19 protein-coding genes are annotated in these 20156 nt (G+C 45.5%); 12 read left to right on the top strand and 7 right to left on the bottom strand.

All coding sequences use genetic code 11. The annotated features are described in order from the left end of the window. The first annotated feature begins 73 nt into the window (after positions 1-73). From ACYVAA_RS16185 to rodA, 6 genes are all read left to right on the top strand, one after another. The gene (locus tag ACYVAA_RS16185; protein ID WP_460543622.1) at positions 74-442 is read left to right on the top strand and encodes a transposase; all 369 of its coding nucleotides are present in this window, start codon (positions 74-76) and stop codon (positions 440-442) included. A gap of 935 nt (positions 443-1377) precedes the next feature. Next, positions 1378-2406 (top strand): rod shape-determining protein, encoded by a 1029-nt coding sequence (locus tag ACYVAA_RS16180; protein WP_192009399.1) that lies wholly within the window; start codon positions 1378-1380, stop codon positions 2404-2406. 7 nt (positions 2407-2413) lie between these two features. Then, positions 2414-3250, top strand: a complete 837-nt coding sequence (gene mreC / locus ACYVAA_RS16175) for a rod shape-determining protein MreC (RefSeq protein ID WP_460543620.1) — start codon at positions 2414-2416, stop codon at positions 3248-3250. After that, the gene (locus ACYVAA_RS16170; RefSeq protein WP_460543618.1) at positions 3243-3764 is read left to right on the top strand and encodes a rod shape-determining protein MreD; all 522 of its coding nucleotides are present in this window, start codon (positions 3243-3245) and stop codon (positions 3762-3764) included. Before mreC ends, ACYVAA_RS16170 begins: the two co-directional genes overlap by 8 nt. After that, the gene (gene mrdA / locus ACYVAA_RS16165) at positions 3765-5567 is read left to right on the top strand and encodes a penicillin-binding protein 2 (RefSeq protein WP_460543616.1); all 1803 of its coding nucleotides are present in this window, start codon (positions 3765-3767) and stop codon (positions 5565-5567) included. Position 5568: 1 nt separating this feature from the next. Then, on the top strand, positions 5569-6843 hold the full coding sequence (gene rodA / locus ACYVAA_RS16160; RefSeq protein ID WP_460543614.1) for a rod shape-determining protein RodA: 1275 nt from the start codon (positions 5569-5571) through the stop codon (positions 6841-6843). Between the two features lie 4 nt (positions 6844-6847). On the opposite strand, the gene ACYVAA_RS16155 is transcribed toward rodA, so the two are convergent. Together ACYVAA_RS16155 and ACYVAA_RS16150 are read right to left on the bottom strand one after the other, a co-directional pair. Then, positions 6848-8257, bottom strand: coding sequence for a sulfatase (locus ACYVAA_RS16155; RefSeq protein ID WP_460543612.1), 1410 nt, complete (start codon positions 8255-8257; stop codon positions 6848-6850). A 112-nt stretch (positions 8258-8369) separates the two neighbouring features. Beyond that, a complete protein-coding gene (locus ACYVAA_RS16150; protein WP_460543610.1) occupies positions 8370-9437 on the bottom strand; it encodes a hypothetical protein in 1068 nt (355 codons plus the stop codon). A gap of 35 nt (positions 9438-9472) precedes the next feature. Here ACYVAA_RS16150 and ACYVAA_RS16145 point away from each other — a divergent pair, with 35 nt between their 5' ends. The 3 genes from ACYVAA_RS16145 to recO are packed head-to-tail and all read left to right on the top strand — an operon-like array spanning position 9473 to position 11083. Continuing rightward, positions 9473-9799 (top strand): 2Fe-2S iron-sulfur cluster-binding family protein, encoded by a 327-nt coding sequence (locus tag ACYVAA_RS16145; RefSeq protein WP_460543608.1) that lies wholly within the window; start codon positions 9473-9475, stop codon positions 9797-9799. Positions 9800-9809: 10 nt separating this feature from the next. Then, positions 9810-10394, top strand: a complete 585-nt coding sequence (locus tag ACYVAA_RS16140; RefSeq protein WP_460543606.1) for a thymidine kinase — start codon at positions 9810-9812, stop codon at positions 10392-10394. 2 nt (positions 10395-10396) lie between these two features. Next, positions 10397-11083, top strand: coding sequence for a DNA repair protein RecO (gene recO, locus ACYVAA_RS16135; protein WP_460543604.1), 687 nt, complete (start codon positions 10397-10399; stop codon positions 11081-11083). Between the two features lie 93 nt (positions 11084-11176). Here the strand turns inward: recO and ACYVAA_RS16130 are convergent, their stop codons facing one another. Then, positions 11177-11947: a hypothetical protein gene (locus ACYVAA_RS16130; protein WP_460543602.1), complete on the bottom strand. Its 771-nt coding sequence runs from the start codon at positions 11945-11947 to the stop codon at positions 11177-11179. Between the two features lie 78 nt (positions 11948-12025). Between ACYVAA_RS16130 and ACYVAA_RS16125 the strand changes: the two genes are divergently transcribed. After that, complete coding sequence (locus ACYVAA_RS16125; RefSeq protein WP_460543600.1) at positions 12026-13006, top strand: isopenicillin N synthase family dioxygenase; 981 nt, start codon at positions 12026-12028, stop codon at positions 13004-13006. Between the two features lie 5 nt (positions 13007-13011). Then, on the top strand, positions 13012-14223 hold the full coding sequence (gene chrA, locus ACYVAA_RS16120; RefSeq protein ID WP_460543598.1) for a chromate transporter: 1212 nt from the start codon (positions 13012-13014) through the stop codon (positions 14221-14223). Here the strand turns inward: chrA and ACYVAA_RS16115 are convergent. Continuing rightward, a complete protein-coding gene (locus ACYVAA_RS16115; RefSeq protein ID WP_460543595.1) occupies positions 14193-15095 on the bottom strand; it encodes a lysylphosphatidylglycerol synthase transmembrane domain-containing protein in 903 nt (300 codons plus the stop codon). The genes chrA and ACYVAA_RS16115 overlap by 31 nt on opposite strands. Continuing rightward, entirely contained in the window at positions 15085-16029 is a 945-nt protein-coding gene (locus tag ACYVAA_RS16110) for a glycosyltransferase family 2 protein (protein ID WP_460543593.1), read from the bottom strand. The genes ACYVAA_RS16115 and ACYVAA_RS16110 overlap by 11 nt, the downstream gene beginning before the upstream one ends. 124 nt (positions 16030-16153) lie before the next feature. On the opposite strand from ACYVAA_RS16110, the gene ACYVAA_RS16105 reads away from it, so the two are divergent. Beyond that, complete coding sequence (locus tag ACYVAA_RS16105; RefSeq protein WP_460543591.1) at positions 16154-17734, top strand: ArnT family glycosyltransferase; 1581 nt, start codon at positions 16154-16156, stop codon at positions 17732-17734. On the opposite strand, the gene ACYVAA_RS16100 is transcribed toward ACYVAA_RS16105, so the two are convergent. Beyond that, positions 17728-19239, bottom strand: a complete 1512-nt coding sequence (locus ACYVAA_RS16100) for an ArnT family glycosyltransferase (RefSeq protein WP_460543589.1) — start codon at positions 19237-19239, stop codon at positions 17728-17730. The two genes, ACYVAA_RS16105 and ACYVAA_RS16100, sit on opposite strands and share 7 nt — an antisense overlap. Before the next feature lie 112 nt (positions 19240-19351). Beyond that, entirely contained in the window at positions 19352-20053 is a 702-nt protein-coding gene (locus ACYVAA_RS16095) for a phosphatase PAP2 family protein (RefSeq protein ID WP_460543587.1), read from the bottom strand. Positions 20054-20156 lie beyond the last annotated feature (103 nt).

Genomic DNA, 20156 nt, shown 5'->3' with positions numbered 1-20156 from the left:
AGTCTAACAATAATTGGAAATAAAGCCGAATACCTTAATTTGAGTATTTATTAGAACCAATAATCTACTTCATATGGCTTTTTCATACTCCATCAAAGACCAATCAGCGGCTTATTTTTTAACTTTCACAGTCCATCAATGGGTAGACGTTTTTACGCGAAAAGCCTATTCCGACAAATTACTGGAAAGCATTCAATACTGCCAAAAGCAAAAAGGCCTTCTAGTATATGCATATGTAATCATGTCAAACCATTGTCATTTCATTATGCAAAGTCCCAAACTTCCTTTAAGCGATATCATCAGGGACTTGAAAAAATACACAGCAAAAAGCATTGTCAAGGCAATCGAAGAAAATCAGCACGAAAGTAGAAAAAGGATGAAGGTATATGGTTTTGGGAAGAAGGTTATCATGGAGAAGAAATCACTTCAGAAAAGTTCTTAAACTCAAAAATAAACTACATCCATCAAAACCCTGTAAAAGCTGGAATTGTGGAAAAAGAAGAAGAATACCTACTCAGTAGCTGTGGCGATTTTTATGGAATAAGAAAGTCCCCAATCCTACTGACTCCCCTCTAATAATTCTACTTTTACCCTTGATAGCTAAGGGCTTCAGTCTTTCTCCTCGGGATTTCTTTGCTCCTCGGAATTTGCAATCCCGAGGAGAGATAATAAGGATTTGTAATCCTCCTTTAGCCGGATTACAAATCCAGATCTTCAGGGTTCGGGATTGCAAATCCCAAACAGCTCCGATGTAAATCCCGCACAGCTCCGGAAACGTAAACAGCTGGGGCCGAGCAGACAATCTATTTGCTTCTGCTCCGTGTTTTTTATTCAAAACAAATAAATTCAACTAATTCGAAGTTCTTGCTCCTCGGGATTTGCAATCCCGAAGGCAGATAATGAGGATTTGTAATCCTCCTTTAGCCGGATTCCAAATCCAGATCTTCAGGGTTCGGGATTACAAATCCCGAACAGGTCCGTTGCAAATCCCGAACAGCTCCGATGTAAATCCCGGACAGCTCAGGAAACGTAAACAGCTCAGCTGTCAGTTTTCATCAGGCCTAACCCCAAGCGTCCACGTTTCTCCCCAATGGTAAATCATCTTACAAAACGCTATTGGTCTAATTTTTGAGTTGTGTAATCCAACTTGGTTCAAGCAATAAAAAACACCTTAAAAAAGCGCATTTCAACCTACAACATGTGATTTCACCAAAGCGGGATTTTCCACTAGGAGTAAGAGGTTTAAAAAAAAATTACTGCTGCTATTATAAATCCAAATTAAGGTAATAATTTTGTTGTCCCTCGTTTTATTTAAGCATTGTTAATGCTAACTTTAAACGATCAACTCAAACGTAATTTACTAAGCAAAATACCAGAATGGGATTATTCGACTTTTTCTCAAGTGATATAGCTATAGATTTAGGTACCGCCAATACCCTCATTATACATAAAGAAAAGATCGTAGTGGACGAACCTTCGATCATTGCCATTGACAAGACCAGCAACAGGATCTTGGCCGTGGGCCGCGAAGCGATGAACATGCATGAAAAAACGCATGAAAACATCAAAACCATCCGTCCCCTTAAAGACGGTGTGATCGCTGACTTCTACGCTGCCGAACAGATGATCAGGGGTCTGATCAAAATGATCCCAGGTCATAAAAAGGGCATGTTCCCACAATCCCACCGCATGGTGATCTGTATTCCTTCGGGCATTACGGAAGTGGAAAAAAGGGCCGTAAGGGACTCCGCAGAACACGCCGGCGCCAAAGAAGTATACATGGTCTATGAACCGATTGCCGCCGCCATCGGTATCGGCATCGACATCGAAAAACCCATGGGTTCTATGATCGTGGATATTGGAGGGGGAACCACAGAGATCGCACTTATTGCTCTTTCAGGAATCGTTGCTGACCAATCTATCCGTGTAGCGGGTGACACCTTCACCAAGGACATTTTGGATTATATGAGAAGGCAGCATAACCTGCTTATCGGCGAAAGGTCGGCTGAAAAAGTCAAGATTGCCATTGGTTCTGCTTTGACCGAATTGGACGATGCCCCTGAGGATTATGAAATCCGAGGAAGGGACCTGATGACAGGGATTCCTAAGGTGATCAAGGTATCTTATTCAGAAATCGCCTTTGCCCTGGACAAGTCTGTTTCCAAAATAGAAGAAGCAGTACTGAAGGCCTTGGAGATCGCTCCTCCCGAATTGTCTGCTGATATTTATGATAATGGCATTCACCTTACCGGTGGGGGGGCCCTTCTGAAAGGCTTGGACAAGCGTTTGCACCAAAAGACCAAACTCCCTATCCACATCGCCGAAGATCCTTTGCGAGCTGTAGTGAGAGGAACAGGTACTGCCCTGAAAAATATAAATAGTTTCAGAACCGTGCTGATGACCTGATGATTGAATGCAACGCATATTATTATTCCTATATAGTATACGGGCCTTCTTGCTGTTCATTTCACTGGAAACAGTTGCCATTTGGCTGATTGTTTCCTACAATTCACCGCAAGGAGCCGTTTTCTTTAACAGTTCCAATAATTTCATCGGCAAGTTCCTCAATGCCAAGGATGGGGTAACCACCTATTTCACTTTAGGGAGCACCAATCAGGCCTTGGCAGAAAAAAACGCCCAATTAATGACACAACTGACCCCCTCCCTGATGGAGCAGCAGGACAGTGTCACCTTCGAGGCTGATAGTGCCGTGGAAAAAACCTATGAGTTTAAATCCGCCAAGGTCATAAACAACTCCATCAACCTCCGGACCAACCACATTACCCTCAACAGGGGAGCTTTGGACGGGATCAAGGAAGGAATGGGAGTCTTCAACGATCATGGAATTGTGGGCCGTGTAAAGGGGGTATCCAAAAACTTCGCCTCGGTCATATCGCTACTGCACACGGATTTATTGGTTTCTTCAAAAATCAAATCCACCGATGTCATCGGATCCACCCAATGGGATGGGCTGAGCTCCCAAAAAGCCAAATTGAGGTATGTCCCCAGACATGTTACGGTCAGCGAGGGAGACACGGTCATCACCTCGGGCTATAACGCGATCTTTCCCGAAGGATTGTTGATAGGGACCATCGACAAAATCAGCAGTGGTACTGAAACCAACTACCTGGACATTACCATTAAGTTGGCAGCGAACTTCAGCACCCTCACCTATGTTTATCTAGTGGAAAACCATATGGAAGCAGAACTGGACTCGCTTCAGGAAATCACCAAAACCACCAATGACTAGTAAAACCATCATATCTTCCATTGTAGGGCTTATATTGTTCTTTTTGATCCAGATTTTGGTGTTGAAAAACTTAGTGCTTTTTGGGGTGGCCTTTTGTTTTCTTTATGTAATCTACCTCTTGCTCCTACCTATAGAAATCAAAACCATCCCCATGATGCTTTTGGCTTTTATCTTGGGCTTCGGTATAGACATCTTTTATGACAGCTTGGGCATGCATACGGCCAGCGCCGTGATGCTGGCTTTTCTCAGAAGACCCTGGATCCGCCTGATCACTCCTACAGGCGGTTATGACCCCAATACCCCTCCCAATTTGCTGAATATGGGAATGGTCTGGTTCCTTACTTACAGTTTGCCCCTGATTTTGGCCCATCATCTTACCTTTTTCTTTATTGACAATGTTGGTTCTTACTTGTATATTCCAATGATATATGAGACACTAAGCAGCTTGGTGTTTACATTTGTCCTTGGTGTTATAGTTCAGGTGTTGTTTTATAAGAAAAGGAGGGGAATTTAAATGAACGAAGGCAGACACAACGTCATTATCGGGGTCATTATCATCATCGGGGTGATTTTGTTGAGCAAGCTATTCATGATCCAAGTAGTGGATGACAGCTTTTTGCGCCGCGCAGAAAGGAATGCGGTCCAGCGAATAGTTGATTATCCCTACAGGGGCTTGGTTTATGACAGAAACGGCAAGCTGCTGGTTTATAACAATCCCGTTTTTGACCTGATGGTGGTTCCCAAAGAGTTCAGCGTTAAGGACACCGCAAAATTCTGCGAACTGTTCCAAATCGAAAAGGAAAAGCTGAAGGAAAAGTACAATGCGGCAAAAAAATACTCCTGGGTGAAGCCTTCTGCGCTCATCAAACAGATTTCCAATACCGAATTTGCCAGAATCCAAGATTACCTGATCGATTATCCAGGCCTTTTTGTCATGACCCGATCAGTCAGGGCCTATCCGGACTCGGTAGCTTCCAGTGCTTTGGGCTATATAGCGGAAATAAGCCCCAGACAACTGGAAAGGGATACTGCCCGCTATTATTCCCAAGGGGACTATATTGGGCACTCGGGCATAGAATCTTATTATGAGAGAGCACTCAGGGGAAAAAAAGGTGCCAAATACAAGATGGTCAATGTGAGAGGGGTGGACAAAGGATCCTTTAAAAACGGTCAATTGGATACCGCTTCTATCCCCGGAAAAAACCTGCAGTCCACCATCGATGTAGAGCTTCAGATATACGGGGAAAAACTGATGAAGGGCAAAAAGGGATCGGTAGTGGCCATCCAGCCCAAAACCGGTGAAATCCTTTCCATGATCTCCGCACCGGTTTATAACCCCAACCTCTTGGCGGGGGCAGCCTACGGTAAAAATTACTCCAAGCTCTTAAATGATTCCACCAGGCCTTTGTTTAACAGGCCAGTCATGGCAATGTACCCTCCGGGTTCAATCTTCAAAATCGTCCAGTCCCTGATCGGCCTGGAATGGGGTGTGATCAACCCAAACACCACCTTTGCCTGCAACAAATCTCTTGTGGCCTGCCATAACCACCCCAGCCCGGTCAACCTCTTTGGGGCCATCAGAAACTCCTGTAATCCCTACTACCACCAGGCTTTCCGGATGATGATCAACCAAAACTTGTCCAGCAATACCTTTGTGGATACGCAAATCGGACTTGACAAGTGGCGTGAATCGGTCATGAAGTTTGGACTGGGGCAGGATCTCGGTATCGACGTGGGAAGTGAAAAAGGAGGCAGCGTGCCTTCCAGCAATCTCTACGACAAAATATACGGTAAAGGCAGGTGGAAGTATTCCACCATCTACTCCCTATCCATCGGGCAGGGAGAAATGCTGGTCACTCCCCTGCAGATGGCCAACCTTGCCGCCATTTTTGCCAACAAAGGGTATTATTATACCCCGCACTTGATTAAATCCATCGATGGAGACCCGGAAAATATTCCTGAAGAATATAAGATAAAACATGATGTGGGTGTTGCTGCCCACCATTTTGACATGGTACAGGACGCCATGGCCGAGGCACTGTACGGCACAGCCATGAGGGCCATCATCAAGGACATCCAGATAGCAGGAAAAACTGGAACAGCGCAAAACCCCCATGGAGAGGACCATTCCGTCTTTGTGGCTTTTGCCCCTAAGAGCGATCCTCAGATAGCTATCGCCGTATACGTGGAAAACGCCGGCTGGGGAGGCCGGGCGGCTGCCAGTACGGCCAGCCTGATGATCGAAAAATATTTGAGAGGACATATAGAAAGGCCGGCACTCCAAGAGTACGTGCTGGTCGGTGACTTTGGAGACTAAGGTGAGACAAGACGACTTATATATCAACAAAATTGACTGGCTGACCATACTGATCTATGGTTTGCTTGTACTGATTGGCTGGTTCAATATCTATGCGGCCGTCTACGATGAACAAGCAGCAAAGAGCATTTTTGATTTCAGCATCAATTCGGGTAAACAGTTGGTCTGGATCGGAACAGCCGTCCTGCTGATAACCCTGATCATGGTAGCTGACTATCGGCTCTTTGATAACCTCAGTTTGATTTTATACGGTTTTTTCCTGCTTATCCTCCTTCTCACCCCCTTTATAGGCAAGGAAATCAATGGGCAAAGGGCCTGGTTTGAGCTGGGCCCCTTCAGTCTGCAGCCTGGAGAATTTGCTAAATTTGCCACCGCCTTGGCCCTGGCCAAGTTTATAGAAAGGCCTTCTTTTGACCTTACCCAGCCAAAATACCAATTGCAGGCTATTTTGATCATCATGCTTCCGGTTTCCTTGATCATGATGCAGCCGGACACCGGAACAGCCATGGTTTACAGTGCCTTTTTTATTATGCTTTACAGGGAAGGGATGCCCCAAAAATATTATATCCTTGCCTTGGTATTTATCGCAATCTCCCTTCTTTCCTTGGCAGTAGAGGACAACCTTTATATAGCCGGGGCTGTCGCTGCCTTGACCCTGTTACTTATTCTTACCGGCAAAAAAACCTGGCAGAGGGTAGTAACGCTTTGCCTGATAGGCACAGCCATCATTGCCTACAGCTACAGTTTGGACCTGGTAGTTTCCAAATTGCCCGAGCACCAACAAAACCGTATCATGGTACTTTTCAATCCCGATCTCGATCCCTTGGGAGTGGGCTGGAATGTTACCCAATCCAAGATTGCCATTGGATCGGGTGGATTTTGGGGAAAAGGCTACCTTGAAGGTACGCAAACCAAATTTGACTTTGTTCCCGAGCAACATACCGACTTCATCTTTTGTACCTTGGGAGAGGAGTTTGGATGGATAGGCAGTTTGGTCGTCGTTTTTCTTTTTGTCGCTTTACTTATACGGCTGGTCTTTTTGGCAGAAAGACAGAAAACACGCTTCTCCAGGGTATACGGTTATAGCGTGATTTCCATCTTGCTCTTTCACTTTATGATCAATATCTCCATGACCATCGGCCTTTTTCCGGTAGTGGGGATTCCGCTCCCGTTCTTCAGCTATGGAGGCTCTTCATTATGGTCATTTACCATTTTGCTGTTTATCTTTATTAAGCTCGACTCCCACCGGATACAGCTGTTGGGAAGGATGGATTAATAAATTATTCCGGTTGTTCCAACTGATACGATTTGTCGTATTGCTCCACTTGAATTGCCCGCCACATCGGTGCTTCCAAAAACAGGGGATGGGGCTGCTCTACATCCCACTGCCCGAGCTTCTTCAGCAAGCCTTGGGTAATGCTAAGGTGCTCCATGGCCACATCATGCTGTTCAGAAATATCGTTCTCCAAGTCGAAAAGCATGGGCAAGCGATCAGGCAACCTTACCAGCTTCCACTTTCCCTCGCGGATCGCCCCACTTACGGTAAAACGCCATTTGATTTCTTCATGCGGAGCACCTAATTCCTTTTTCTTCAGAAAAGGCATCAGATCCACTCCATCAAACTGGTATTCTTCTTTGAGCGCCCCGCCAGCCAGGGATATAAAGGTAGGCGTCAGGTCCAAAGAAGAAACAGGATGCTCGTAAACCGCTCCTGCAGGCAATTGGCCCGCCCACTTAATAATAAATGGCACACGGATTCCCCCTTCCAAAAGGGTGCCTTTTTTACCATTGAAAGGCGCATTGACCGAAGCATTGGTAGCTGCAGGGCCACCATTATCACTGATAAATACAAATACGGTATTCTCACTTAATCCGGCCTGCTCCACTGCATCTACAATCCTGCCCACATTGATATCAAGGCGATGGACCATTGCCGCATAGGTCCTTCTCTTTTCGTCCTGGATATGTGCATACAGCGCTAAATCTTCTTTGGTCGCCTGCATAGGGGTATGGGGCGCATTGAAGGATGCATATAGAAAAAAGGGCTGATCGGCATGCCTGCGGATAAAATCGACGCATTCATCGCCCTTATCATCGGTAATATAGGTGATTGGCTGGGGTGTTTTGTAGTTGCACTCTATGGGTGCTTTGTACCCCTGCCCTTTTTCCTCGGCGAGAAAGTAGTCATGTCCACCTCCACGGTATCCCCAAAACTCATCAAATCCCCTGTTGAGCGGATAAAACTGCTCTTCATAGCCTAAATGCCATTTGCCTACAATCCCATTTACGTAACCTAAGTCTCCCAAATAATCAGCTACCGTCTGCACATCCACTGGCAAACCGTGGTATGCGGGATCAAAGCCGGGCTGTACTCCGCCGAGATTGTTGTCATAACCGAAGGAGACCTGATTTCTGCCGGTCAAGAGGCCTGCCCTGGAGGGGCTGCAAACCGCAGAGGAAACATACCCTTCCGGAAAATACATTCCCGAAGCGGCAAGCGCATCTATATTCGGAGTATGGATCTGCTGACTTCCGGTAAAACTTAAATCCCCATACCCCAAATCGTCGGCCACGATCAGAACACAATTGGGCTTGTCCGGGGAAGGTTCTTTTAATGATTTAGCTGCACTTTGGATGCTGAAAATGCCTATTTGCAGGCATAGCAACACGGATAACCACGTTTTTCTCATTGATTTTCAAGTTCCTCCTTTGCTTTGGACAAAACATTCCCATAAGGACCACTGCCCAAGCTGGAGTTAGTTTAAAATTTGTTTACAAGGTTATCCGGTAAGTTAGGGGGACTTATTTTTCGTCAAATTTTCGGTAAATCAAGTGTAAAAACTCGTTTACCTCTTCGGATTCCTTATCCCAGTTCAATTCAGTTACATAGCGGCTGTTAATCAGTTCGATCGCCTCCACAAAGCTATCACATTGGTCGATCGACTTGAAGGCATGGGTCATCAGGTCGGGGTTGCCCTCAAACAGTTTTTTGGTAAACATAAACCGCTGGTTGATGGCCACTCCGTCTTCCAAACTATCTATAGGGCCTTTCAAGAGGCCACTTTGTTCAGATTCAAACCTAGCCCAGGCCAAGGCCGGATCAATGCTCCATCCTGGATTGGAAGTTTTTTTCTCCTCAAAACTCAGAGGCACTTGTTCGGTGGAAGACTCCGCCTGCATGGCCGGGGTTTCTTTTTCTTCCTGCTTGAACTGCTCCGCTTCCACTTCCTCTTTGGCGGGCTCCTCCGCAGAAGATAAAATCAGTTCATTCCAATCAATGGGCAAAACCTGGTTTGCTCCTGTCAGTAATTCTTTGGCTGGGCTCAGGTCAGCCTGAAAAGATGCATAAACTTTATTCAACGCTTCCTTATACGCCGCCATATCTCCCTGTCCGCCTTTTTCTATTAGCGCCCCCAATAGTTTGTCATGCCATTTGATGTATTTTTTTGATGCTTTCAAATGAACAGAAGGGCTTTCACCTTTGGCCTTTTCGATTTCTCCATAAAAATACACCAGAGGATCTATGGCCAAAATGATCGCATCGATCACCGCTACTTCCAGAAGAGGCTCAAAATGCTTACGCTCGATTTTGATCGCACGGGAAAGAACGTTCATAAATTCCTTCATGGCTTCGGCAACCGCAATGTCCCTATAGTCGAAAAAAGGATTGGCTTTGAGTTTTTCAAGTTCATCGTTCCATTTTTCGAAAAGGGACTTGATAATCATAAAATTAACCTGCGAGCTGGTCGTCAGTTGGATGATTTCCTGGCCCGACATGTATTTTTTTGTGCCGAAATATTCCGAACAAACCTTCTGAGTAAAGGCCTGTGCATAGTTTTCTAAATAATTGAGGTTAATTTTATAGTCCATTTGAATTGAGATTTCTGATATGAAGTAGTAGATCGATGCCTAAAATAGTAATTGAAAACCTTTACCACAAGGAGATTTATACAAAAGCCCCGGATCACAAAGTTATTGAAATAATCCATGACAATTGTGTAGATTGGATGCATGCTTGCGGAAAAAAAGGAAGGTGCACCACTTGCATGATGATCATCAAGGAGGGGATGGAGAATCTATCGGAATTGACCGACAGGGAAAAAGTCTTCAGAAAGTCCGGCAAACTTAAGGAAAACCAGCGACTGACCTGCCAGGCCAGATTAGAACAAGGAAGCATCTCTATAAAAGTAGCCGAACCTTATAAGCTCCCGCATATAGACTACAGCGAATAAACAAAAAAACATGTTTATAGAACCTTCCATAGGCAACAAACCAACCCATGAAAAGAGAGGGCATATCGAAGTGATTTGTGGCTCCATGTTTTCCGGTAAGACCGAAGAGCTTATCCGCAGGCTTAACCGTGCCCTGATAGCCAAGCAAAAGGTGGAAATCTTCAAGCCGGCCGTAGACACCAGGTACCATGAGCGGGATGTGGTCTCCCATAACGAAAGCCAGATCCGCTCCACTCCTGTGCAGTTTGCGGATGATATTGTATTGTTTTCAGGGGATTGTGAGGTGATCGGCATAGATGAGGTGCAGTTCTTCGATCAGCAAATCATCCATGTGGTCAACAACTTGGCAAAATCGGGAAAAAGGGTAATACTGGCGGGGCTGGACATGGACTTCGAAGGGCAGCCGTTTGATCCCATGCCTCAGTTAATGGCCATGGCCGAGTTCGTCACCAAGGTCCATGCCATCTGCATGAAATGCGGGAATTTGGCATCTTACAGCTTTAGGTTATCCGATGCAAAACAAAAAGTGGTCCTTGGAGAAAAAGACAGTTATGAGGCACGTTGCCGCAAATGTTTCTACGAGGACAAAAAGTAAAAATGATAAAGAAAACCCAAGGCATCGTCATTCACTATATAAAGTACCGGGAAACATCCATCATTGTAAAGATCTTCACCCGTGACCTTGGTATGAAAAGCTATATCGTCAACGGGGTAAGAAGTGCAAAATCCAGGTCAAAAATGGCCTTTTATCAGCCTCTGACCTTGCTGGATCTCGTGGTTTACGATAAAGAAAATGCCTCTTTGAACCGAATCTCCGAAGTAAAGCTGGCTTATCCCTTTCACCGTATTCCCTTTGATTATTTCCGGTCCGGAGTGGCCATGTTTGTCGGAGAGGTGCTGGGCAAGGCCATTTATGATAACTATCAAAATGAATTTTTATACGATTATATCTATAATGCAGTCACCTATCTGGATCAAGAGGGGGTCAATTTGGGCACTTACCCGCTTACCTTTCTTTTGGAAGCCTCCAAATTCCTGGGCTTTTCTCCGGAAACTGCCTCGGAGTTTTTCGAGCAGGTCCATCCTGATGTCAATGACAGTAACTATGCCTTAGAGGAAAAAAGACATTTTACCCTTCTACTTCAGCAACCTTTTGATGCGAGGACTAAGATTCCCGCTGCTATCAGAAAAAAACTTTTGGATGACCTCCTGGCATTTTACAGGATCCATCTTGAAACTTTTGTCGAAATAAAGTCCTTGGGAGTGCTGAGAGGGCTAATGTAAAGTTTGATGGTAGTTTTTACTGTTTGGTTAAGCGCTTAGACCCGCCCAACCCAACAATCAGACAGCAAAGGATTCGACATCCATCATCTTAAATCAAACCGGCTTCACCTTAATCCTCTTGATACTTTTGGTGAAAATCCCCGGCAGCTCTTTACCTTCATTATCCACCAATGCCACCGTTACTTCGTGTTCACCCGCTGAGAGACCGGTCATCTTTATCAAGCCCAGCCTTTCTATCAGGTACTCTTCTTGGCCGACAGTAACTTTGACCTTTAATTTGTCTTCTTCCAGATCGCCGCCCACCATTATAAAGTCAATGGTGATGGTTTCATCTTCGGCATACTCTTGACCATTGTGAGGCATATTTATGCCGATGATAGGTGCTGCTGTCTCCGGGAAAGGGGATGAATTTCCGACCGCAAAACCTCTGTCCACATAGTTGCCATAAGCTTTCAAGGCGATGCCCTTTTTATCCACCAAATAGGCCAGCACCTTATAAGCCCCTGTTTGAAATTCTTTATTGAAGGCGGGCCGCTCGCAGTCTACAGGGTCATTCCCATTGATGATCATTTTCAGAGAACTGCCACTATTACCTTGGTCAAAGGGATAATTTTTGACATTGAACTCAAAAGCCACTTTTCCTTCTTCAAACGTCTGGTCCTCCAAGGGACTATAGAGTTCCAGCATCGCATCGGGATAGGCAGCGCTCTCCATTTCATACCGAAACTTCACCTGCCTCGGAGTTTCTTCATTCATTTCCTCCTGGATACTTCCATTGTCTGCTGCTTTATCGTTTTTGCTATTACAGGAAACAAAGGCGAAAAGGATCAAAACAATGTTTCCAATGGCTTTAAAATTCTTCATTTTCGTGAACTTGGCTGGTGCTAAAGATATTTAATTTTGGTATAAAATTTTTACCTTGCGGCATAAATTAAAGACGTCATGAGTGATATCCTATATAACGAAATCCCTTCGCTTGATCTGGCAGATTTCACCAATGGTAACGCTAGCCAAAAGGCTGAGTTTGTTCGCAAATTGGGAGAGGCCTATCAGAATATTGGTTTTGTCGCCATCAAAAATCATGGACTGACACAAACATTACAGGACAAACTTTATACCAGTATTCAAGACTTTTTTGCCCTGCCCGATGAGACCAAAGCTAAGTACGAACAACCGGAAATAGGATATCAGCGAGGCTATACGGGTAAGGGCAAAGAGCACGCAAAAGGAAGGAATACGGGAGACCTCAAGGAATTTTACCATGTGGGTCAGGATCTTGCCCACATTCAGGAGGATGATCCCATAAAAGCCCTCTACCCTCCCAATGTCTGGCCCGAAGAAGTTCCCGCATTCAAAGAAGTGGCCCTAGACGTATTCAGCACCATAGAAAATGCCGGAAAAGCCCTACTCAGGGCCATTGCCCTGCACTTGGAGCTGCCTGAAGACTACTTTGAAGACAAGGTCCTCCATGGCAATTCCATCCTGCGGCCAATCCACTATTTCCCTATAGAAAACCCGGAGGAAGTACCCGCAGATGCAGTCCGCGCGGCCGAACACGGGGACATCAACCTGATTACCTTGCTGATGGGCGCCAGTGCCGATGGCCTTCAGGTACTCCGCAAAGATGGAAAATGGATTCCCATTACCGCACTTCCTGAGCAGCTTGTCGTCAATGTGGGTGATATGTTAGAAAGACTCACCAACAAAAAACTTAAATCCACTATCCACCGGGTGGTCAATCCTCCCCGTGAAAAGATGAACACCAGCCGCTATTCCATTCCATTCTTCATGCACCCAAGATCCGAAATGGACCTGACCTGCTTGGATTGCTGTGTCGATACGGAAAACCCCAAAGTTTTTGAGGATGCCACAGCCGGTGAGTTTTTGGAGGAGAGACTTCGTGAACTGGGACTGCGCAAATAAGTGTTGTGACGATCCGCAAAGTAAAATATTACCTTTATCTCAAGGATGTCATCACACTTTCGGTCACCGCCTTTGGTGGCCCCCAGGCATTTTTGGCAATGGTGCTGGACATCATGGTCCGTAAGCGCAGATATATCTCCGAAGAGGAACTGTGGGAACTGCATGCCCTCTGTCAGGTATTGCCAGGGCCCACCTCCACCCAAACGATCTCTGCCATTGGCTACCGCGTCGGAGGCCCCAACCTGGCCTACCTTTCACTGATTGTCTGGATACTTCCCGCTACCATCATCATGACCGGAGCCGCCATATTGGTGGATTTTCTCCAGACCCAAACTTCCGGTGCCCTTAACTTTGCCAAGTTTATCCAACCCATGGCCATCGGTTTTATCATCTACGCCGCCCAGAAAACCATTGGCAAGATGGTCAAAACCACCGAAGCCATGGTGCTGATGATGCTTTCAGCCTTTATCGCCTTCTTTTATAATTCACCCTATATTTTCCCCGGCATGCTGGTGGCGGGTGGGATCATCACTTCCCTAAAATTCCGTAAACAACCTAAAATAGAAGAAAAATCGGGACTTGATATAGAGTGGTCCAACTTCCTGCTGTGGGCGGGTGTATTGATCGCTGCGGCCACTTTGGGACATTTTACCCGATTTTTGCCCATCAGGCTCTTCGAGAACTTTTACCGTAACGGCAGCCTGATCTTTGGAGGAGGACAAGTGCTGGTACCTTACTTGTATACCGAGTTTGTGGAATTCAAAGGTTACCTCACTTCTGAAGAATTCCTGACCGGATACGCTATTTCCCAAGGGGTACCTGGCCCTACATTCAGCATCAGTTCCTATATAGGGGCCTTGTCCATGCGGGAAATGGGAATCGGGGGCTTCCTCACCGGGGGACTTATTGCCGCTGCTGGGATTTTCCTCCCCGGAACTTTCCTAATATTCTTTGTTATCCGGTTTTGGGATGAGCTAAAAAAATACCGGCCTGTAAGGGCCGCATTGGAAGGCATCAATGCCGTCAGCTGTGGTATGTTGATTGCGGCAGCCTACCTGCTCTTTGAACCCATGCCGGCCAACGTCTTTAATATCACCGCCATCATCGGCACCTATCTTTTATTGCTGCTCACCAAAATCCCTTCCCCATTGATCATTATTGGCGGTATCATTATAGGGCTTGCTTATCAGTTTATCCTCGTTAATTTTCTGGTCTGATCCTTATTATCACCTTCTCTAAATTCCATCTTCACCGCCACACCAAACAGGGAAACCAACGCAGTGATCAAAAAGAAAAGCAAGCTGAATGCAACGGCTGTGGTTTGATCTATACCCATATATTCATGACTAAAAATAAACACCAGTTCCCTGGCCCCTACCCCTCCTATGGTCAAAGGCAATACGGCAACAATCGAGGAAAGCAAAAAGACAAATTGGTACGCCACAAGCTGTTCCTCGACACCCAAGGCCTTTAGGATAAAATAAGCACAGACCAACTGGGAAGATTGCACCAACAAAGAATAGCTACTGGTGATCAAAATAGAGGAGCGAAAGGAGCTAAACCACCATTTTACGATAAATACTAGGGCAAATGGTAGGAGCACTAATCCCATCACTGCCAGAATATCCAGATCAATACCCGCCAAATAGGGCCAATCCACCTCCACAAAAAACCACAGTCCCAGCAGCAACCATACCAGCGCAAAAAGACCATTTACCCTGTCCAGCAGCACCGCTGCCAGCAGCTTTTTCACCTTAGCCTTAAAATGCCTGTTCAGCAGGTAGACTTTATAACCGTCCCCACCTATGCCTCCAGGCAAAAACAGGTTATAAAACATCCCTATCCAATACAGCTTAAGGTTTTGTTTTTCCGTCAGCCTTACTTCCAGGTTCCGAAAGTAACAGTTGAGACGGTAGGAAGAGATCACTTTGGATAAGACAAAAAACAAAGCGGCCACCAATAGATAGAACCCATTGGCTTTTTTGATCACTTGCCAGGTGGCTTCCGCATCGATCTTCCTGAACACCAGGTAAATCGCAGCCCCTGTCAAGAGGATCTTTAAGACCAGCTTTAGCGTTTTACTGCTCACCCCGGAAAACTTCTTTTACCGAATAGGTCTTTTTGTCCTGGGACTCAAAATAAGTTCTGACGATGATCTCCGCCACAATCCCCGTTGTAATCAGCTGCAGACCTCCCAAAATCAGTATCAGCCCAACCAGTAAGATTGGCCTGCCCCAGATATCCTCACCGGCAACCTTGAGCACCAACAGGTAAATATTGATCAAGACCCCTAAAAAGAAGGACAACAATCCGATAGAGCCGAACAAATGGATGGGACGCTGAAGGTATTTTTGGAAAAACAGCATCAATATCAGGTCTGCCAATACCTTAAACGTCCTGTTCAGTCCGTATTTAGAGACCCCGTGAATCCTAGGGTGGTGTTTCACGTTGACCTCCGTCATTCTGGCCCCTTCCTGTTTGGCCAAAACCGGGATAAAACGGTGGAGTTCGCCATAAAGCCCCATGTTTTGGGCAATATTCGCCTTGTACACACGCAAACTGCACCCGTAATCTTTCAGGTATACCTTTGTGGTATTTCGGATCATCCAGTTGGCAAACTTGCTGGGCAACTTTCTGAGGACAAAGCCATCTTGTCTATTGGCCCGTACTCCCGCTACCACATCCCAATCTTCGTCGATGGCCTTTTTTAGCATCATCGGTATGTCCGAAGGATCGTTTTGGAGGTCCCCGTCCATAGTGACGATATATTCTCCTTTCGCGTGATCGATCCCCCCTGCAAGTGCCGTGGTCTGCCCATAGTTTTTGTTAAAAATCAGCACCTTGGTCCGCTCATTAGCATGTTTTTTTGCCATTTCCACTGTCCTGTCGGTCGAACCGTCGTCGACCAATATCAGTTCATAGGAAATTCCCTCTAGGGAAGTAAAAATGGTGGATAATAGGGGTTCAATATTCTCTTCTTCGTTATAGACAGTTACTACAAGCGAGAGCTGTAATTCAGACATACCGTATAAAATTTTGCCAAAATTAAGCCTTTTTTGGCCCCACACCAAGCCCCTTAAACAAAACCTAACCATTTCTTAAATCCCACTTTACATCCGCTTTGCCCGGCCTGATTAATTTTAGACTATGATAGAAAGCTTGCAGAAAATAGATTTCAAGGGGCCACTTTTACTGCTGCTATCACTGGCACTGCATTATTCCAATCTATCCGGATTGAGCATTTATGCCTTAGATGAGGCCAAAAACGCAACTGCCGCCATAGAAATGTGGCAAAACGAGGAATGGATAGTCCCTACTTTCAATGGTGAATACCGTTTTGACAAACCTCCCCTGCACTACTATTTCTTTATCCTTGCTTACCAAACCTTTGGCATCACTGAATTTGCAGCACGGTTCTTCCCGGCACTTTTTGGCTTTTTGACCACCTATATCACCTACCGTTTTGCCCGAAAAAACCTCGGTTACCAAACCGGCATTCTCAGCCTTTTGATCCTGACGGCCTCCCTTCACTGGTATATCCAGTTCCATATGGCGGTTCCCGATCCCTTTCTTATCTTTTCCATGACAGCGGGAATGCTTTCCTTTTATGAATGGGCTAAATCCGGATTCCGTACCAGCCAGCACATGCTCATCACTTATGCCTGCTTGGGCCTTGCGGTCATGAGCAAAGGTCCTGTAGGAATTGTCTTACCTTTTATTTCTTTGCTACTCTTTGCACTGGCTACGCGCCTCTTGAACGGACAGCGCTTGTTAAGGATCTTCAATCCTCTTGGCCTCTTGTTATTCCTGCTTATCACCTTGCCTTGGTATATTGCGGTAGCTTTGGAGACCAATGGCCTTTGGCTGGAAGAGTTCTTTTTCAAACACAACTTAGGAAGATTTTCTTCTCCCATGGAAGGCCACGGAGGTGGCTTTTGGCTTACCCTGCTCTTTATTGCTGCAGGCATGCTCCCTTTTACCTTTTTCTTGCCGCAGAGTATTGTCCACACTATAAAGTTCCGGACCAACCGCCCCACCACCTTTGCCCTGATCTGTAGCGGTACCATTATAGTGTTTTTCATGCTCTCGGGAACCAAACTCCCCAACTATACGGTGCCCTCCTATCCTTTCCTGGCCATTTTGATCGGCAACTACCTTTACCAGCTTATCAGAAAAGAACAGAAAAAAAACCTGTTGGTACCGGCCATCCTGTATGCGATCCTGATCATTGCCTTGCCCTTTGGTATTTATTACGGCTTGTCCGCCGACCCAGACCTTGAAGTTCCCAAAAGCCTTCTTTGGCTCTTTATGGCTGCCTTTTCAATACTTCCCTGGATTGCTTTGTCCTATTACAAAAACCAACTGCAAAGGCTCCTCTTTGGCATCGGAGGGGGTTTTATGATCATTTCCTTTATTTTCTTTTGGTTGGCCTTTCCAAAAATTGACCGTCAGAACCCGGTCGTTTCATCAAACACCCCTGACCTGCAACAGGAGGACCTGTATTACTTCAAAATATTCAACCCCGCCTTTTCCTTTTATTTACAACGCCCTTTGGAAGACCTGGAAAAAACCTCCCATCCCCATAAAGCGAAAGGGTATCTCATCACACGAAAAAAACACCTCAAAGAGCTGGAGCTCCTCGACATTCGATTTGTGAAGGTATTTGAGGGAAAGGACCTCTTTGAATCCCCGACCACAGTGGTCCTGAAACTGATTCCTGATCAATAAGAATCGGTCTTTACCTCCTCTATATGCTGTAAATTCCTATATACCTCAATACTGAATACACGCACGGTATCCCCACGATAGGTGCTATAATGGGTCTCTTTCAACACCCGCTCCTCAAAACCATTGATCACTTCAGGTTTTTCCGCGGTGCCCCATTGCACAAAAACGCCATCATAGCCCTTGTTCTCAAATTGCTCCAGTCCCGGCCAAAGATCAAACTGGTTTTTTCTCCTTCCCAGATTGATCGTGTACGTTTGGGGAAACCCGGAAACATAAAAAGCCATTTCAGAGGCCACATGGTAACTATCACTAAAAATAAAATGCTTTTCCAATGCCAGCGAATCCACCAACTGATCGACCCTGTTGGCAACTTCTTTATAACCGGCTAATCGCGCCAACGGATCCTTGTCCGGCCTTAGCACATGCCTAAATCCAATGGCATCCAATGGAGCGGGCTTCATGATCAGCAGTAATAACACTCCACTAATGGCCGTAGCATATACCGCATACTTTCTCCAGCTCTTACCCACTGAAACCAGAACATAGGCCATTGCCAGTGACAAATTCACATAAGCAAAGGCCGGCCAGTTCACTTCTACTCTCTTGGTCACGGAAATCAGGAAAAACAGGCCCCATACCAGAACTGCAGGCAACAAAAGGAACAGCATCTGCCTCTCCCGATATTTGCCGGCCCTGTAAAATGCCATTGCCAAAAACGGCAGAAAAAAAGCAGATATAATCGCCAACTGCCCCCCAACATATTCCGAGATGTATTTGACCGATTCCCCAAAATCAAAGGACTTGCCTTTTCCTTCCACCCCGCCCAAGGTGCCCACATGCTTAAAAGTGACAAAATCATTTTGGAAATTCCAGATGATAATGGGTATAAAGGAAAGCGAAAAAACCATGCAATAGATATAAAATCCCTTTTGCTTCAACTGCCTGGCATCCACCATCAAAAGGTAAAGAAAGATCAAGGGAACTGCCAACACCATGGTATTTTTAGAAAGCATGCCAAAGGCTCCTGCCAGGCCGGCATAAACCCAATGTGAAGTTTTCCTTGTTTCTGTAGCGATCCACAACCAATAAAAACTCAGGGCCCAAAAAAACAGTAAAGAGGAGTCTGTGGTGTGGAAAAAAGAAGCCAAATGAAAAAAGGGCATGACCACCAACATCAGTGCAGCCCAAAAACCGATCTTCGGCTCCTTGAACATTTTCTGCCCCAACTCAAAGACAACCCAGGCAGTAGCTCCGGAGAAAAGTACGGCACTAAGCCGTACGGCCACATCCGTATTACCGAAAATCCCGGTAACAATATAATTATAGACCGCAATCCCCAAGGGTTTAGAATAGTAATTCCAGTCCAGATTCTGAGACCACAGCCAATATTGTGTTTCCTCAGAAAACAAACTCAAAGATGTGGTAGCTGTAAAAAGGACCTTAAAAAATGAAAGTACGCCCAAAATAATGAGTAAGTCTACTCTCAGTTGCTTAGTTTCTTTCATCGCCGGATTTTTAATGATTAAAAACGTATGCCTGCAGTTTCAGGCCACAAAAGTGCCAAAAACCATTAATATAAACAGCATTCTCCCGATAAATTTCCGGATAAACCCCTTCTTAATGCTTTTCTCTAGTGGTAAAGGAACGGTGGCTTGCTTTGATATCTGCCAAAACCAGCTTTCTTTTCGGAAGCAATCCCCTCTTAAATGCCTTGCCCTTGAAATAGCTCCTGACAATATACCTTCCTAAAAATGCTGATCCCACTCCCACGATAGATCCGGCCAAAACGTCCCCGATAAAATGCTGCATCAGATACACCCTGCTGACCCCCGCCAATACCGCTACAAGCAGACAGGCCATCTGGACCCGATGCTTTTTGGGATACAGCATGGCCAGCAGGGCACTCATGGCAAAAGCCGTTGCAGTGTGACCTGAAGGAAACGAATGCCAATGATGCAAAGGCACGCCAGCAACTTGGACTAGATCAATACCTTTAAAAAATTCTGCCGGCCTGGGAGCATGGACAAACACCAATCTTTTGAGCACCACACAGACCACCATGTGAATGGCCGCCGTAAAAACACAAAGTATCGCATGGGCATAGCGGAAAAGTAACAGAACGGGAAAAACAGCTAAAAAGATAAAGCCATCCCCTAAGTTGGTGATCAAAGAAAAAAACAAATCGGCCAACAAAAAGTGATGCCGATTAATAAAAAGTTCGTAATCCCCTTTGGGTGCATTCAGTAAAACAATCCCTCCTACAATTAAGGCTAAAAAATAGAAAAACAGATAGACTGACGGTACTGATTTCTTTTTCATCGTTTTATTTATCTCAAAAATAAAAACCATGATTCATTTTCCGGTTAAGCCAACATCACGGATAGGTTAATATTGAAATACAGTCCCTAGCGGTTCATGGACA

The organism is Echinicola sediminis, assembly GCF_054777495.1.
Note: the sequence above shows the minus strand (reverse complement) of the source record. Positions and strands in the feature narration are given on the sequence as shown.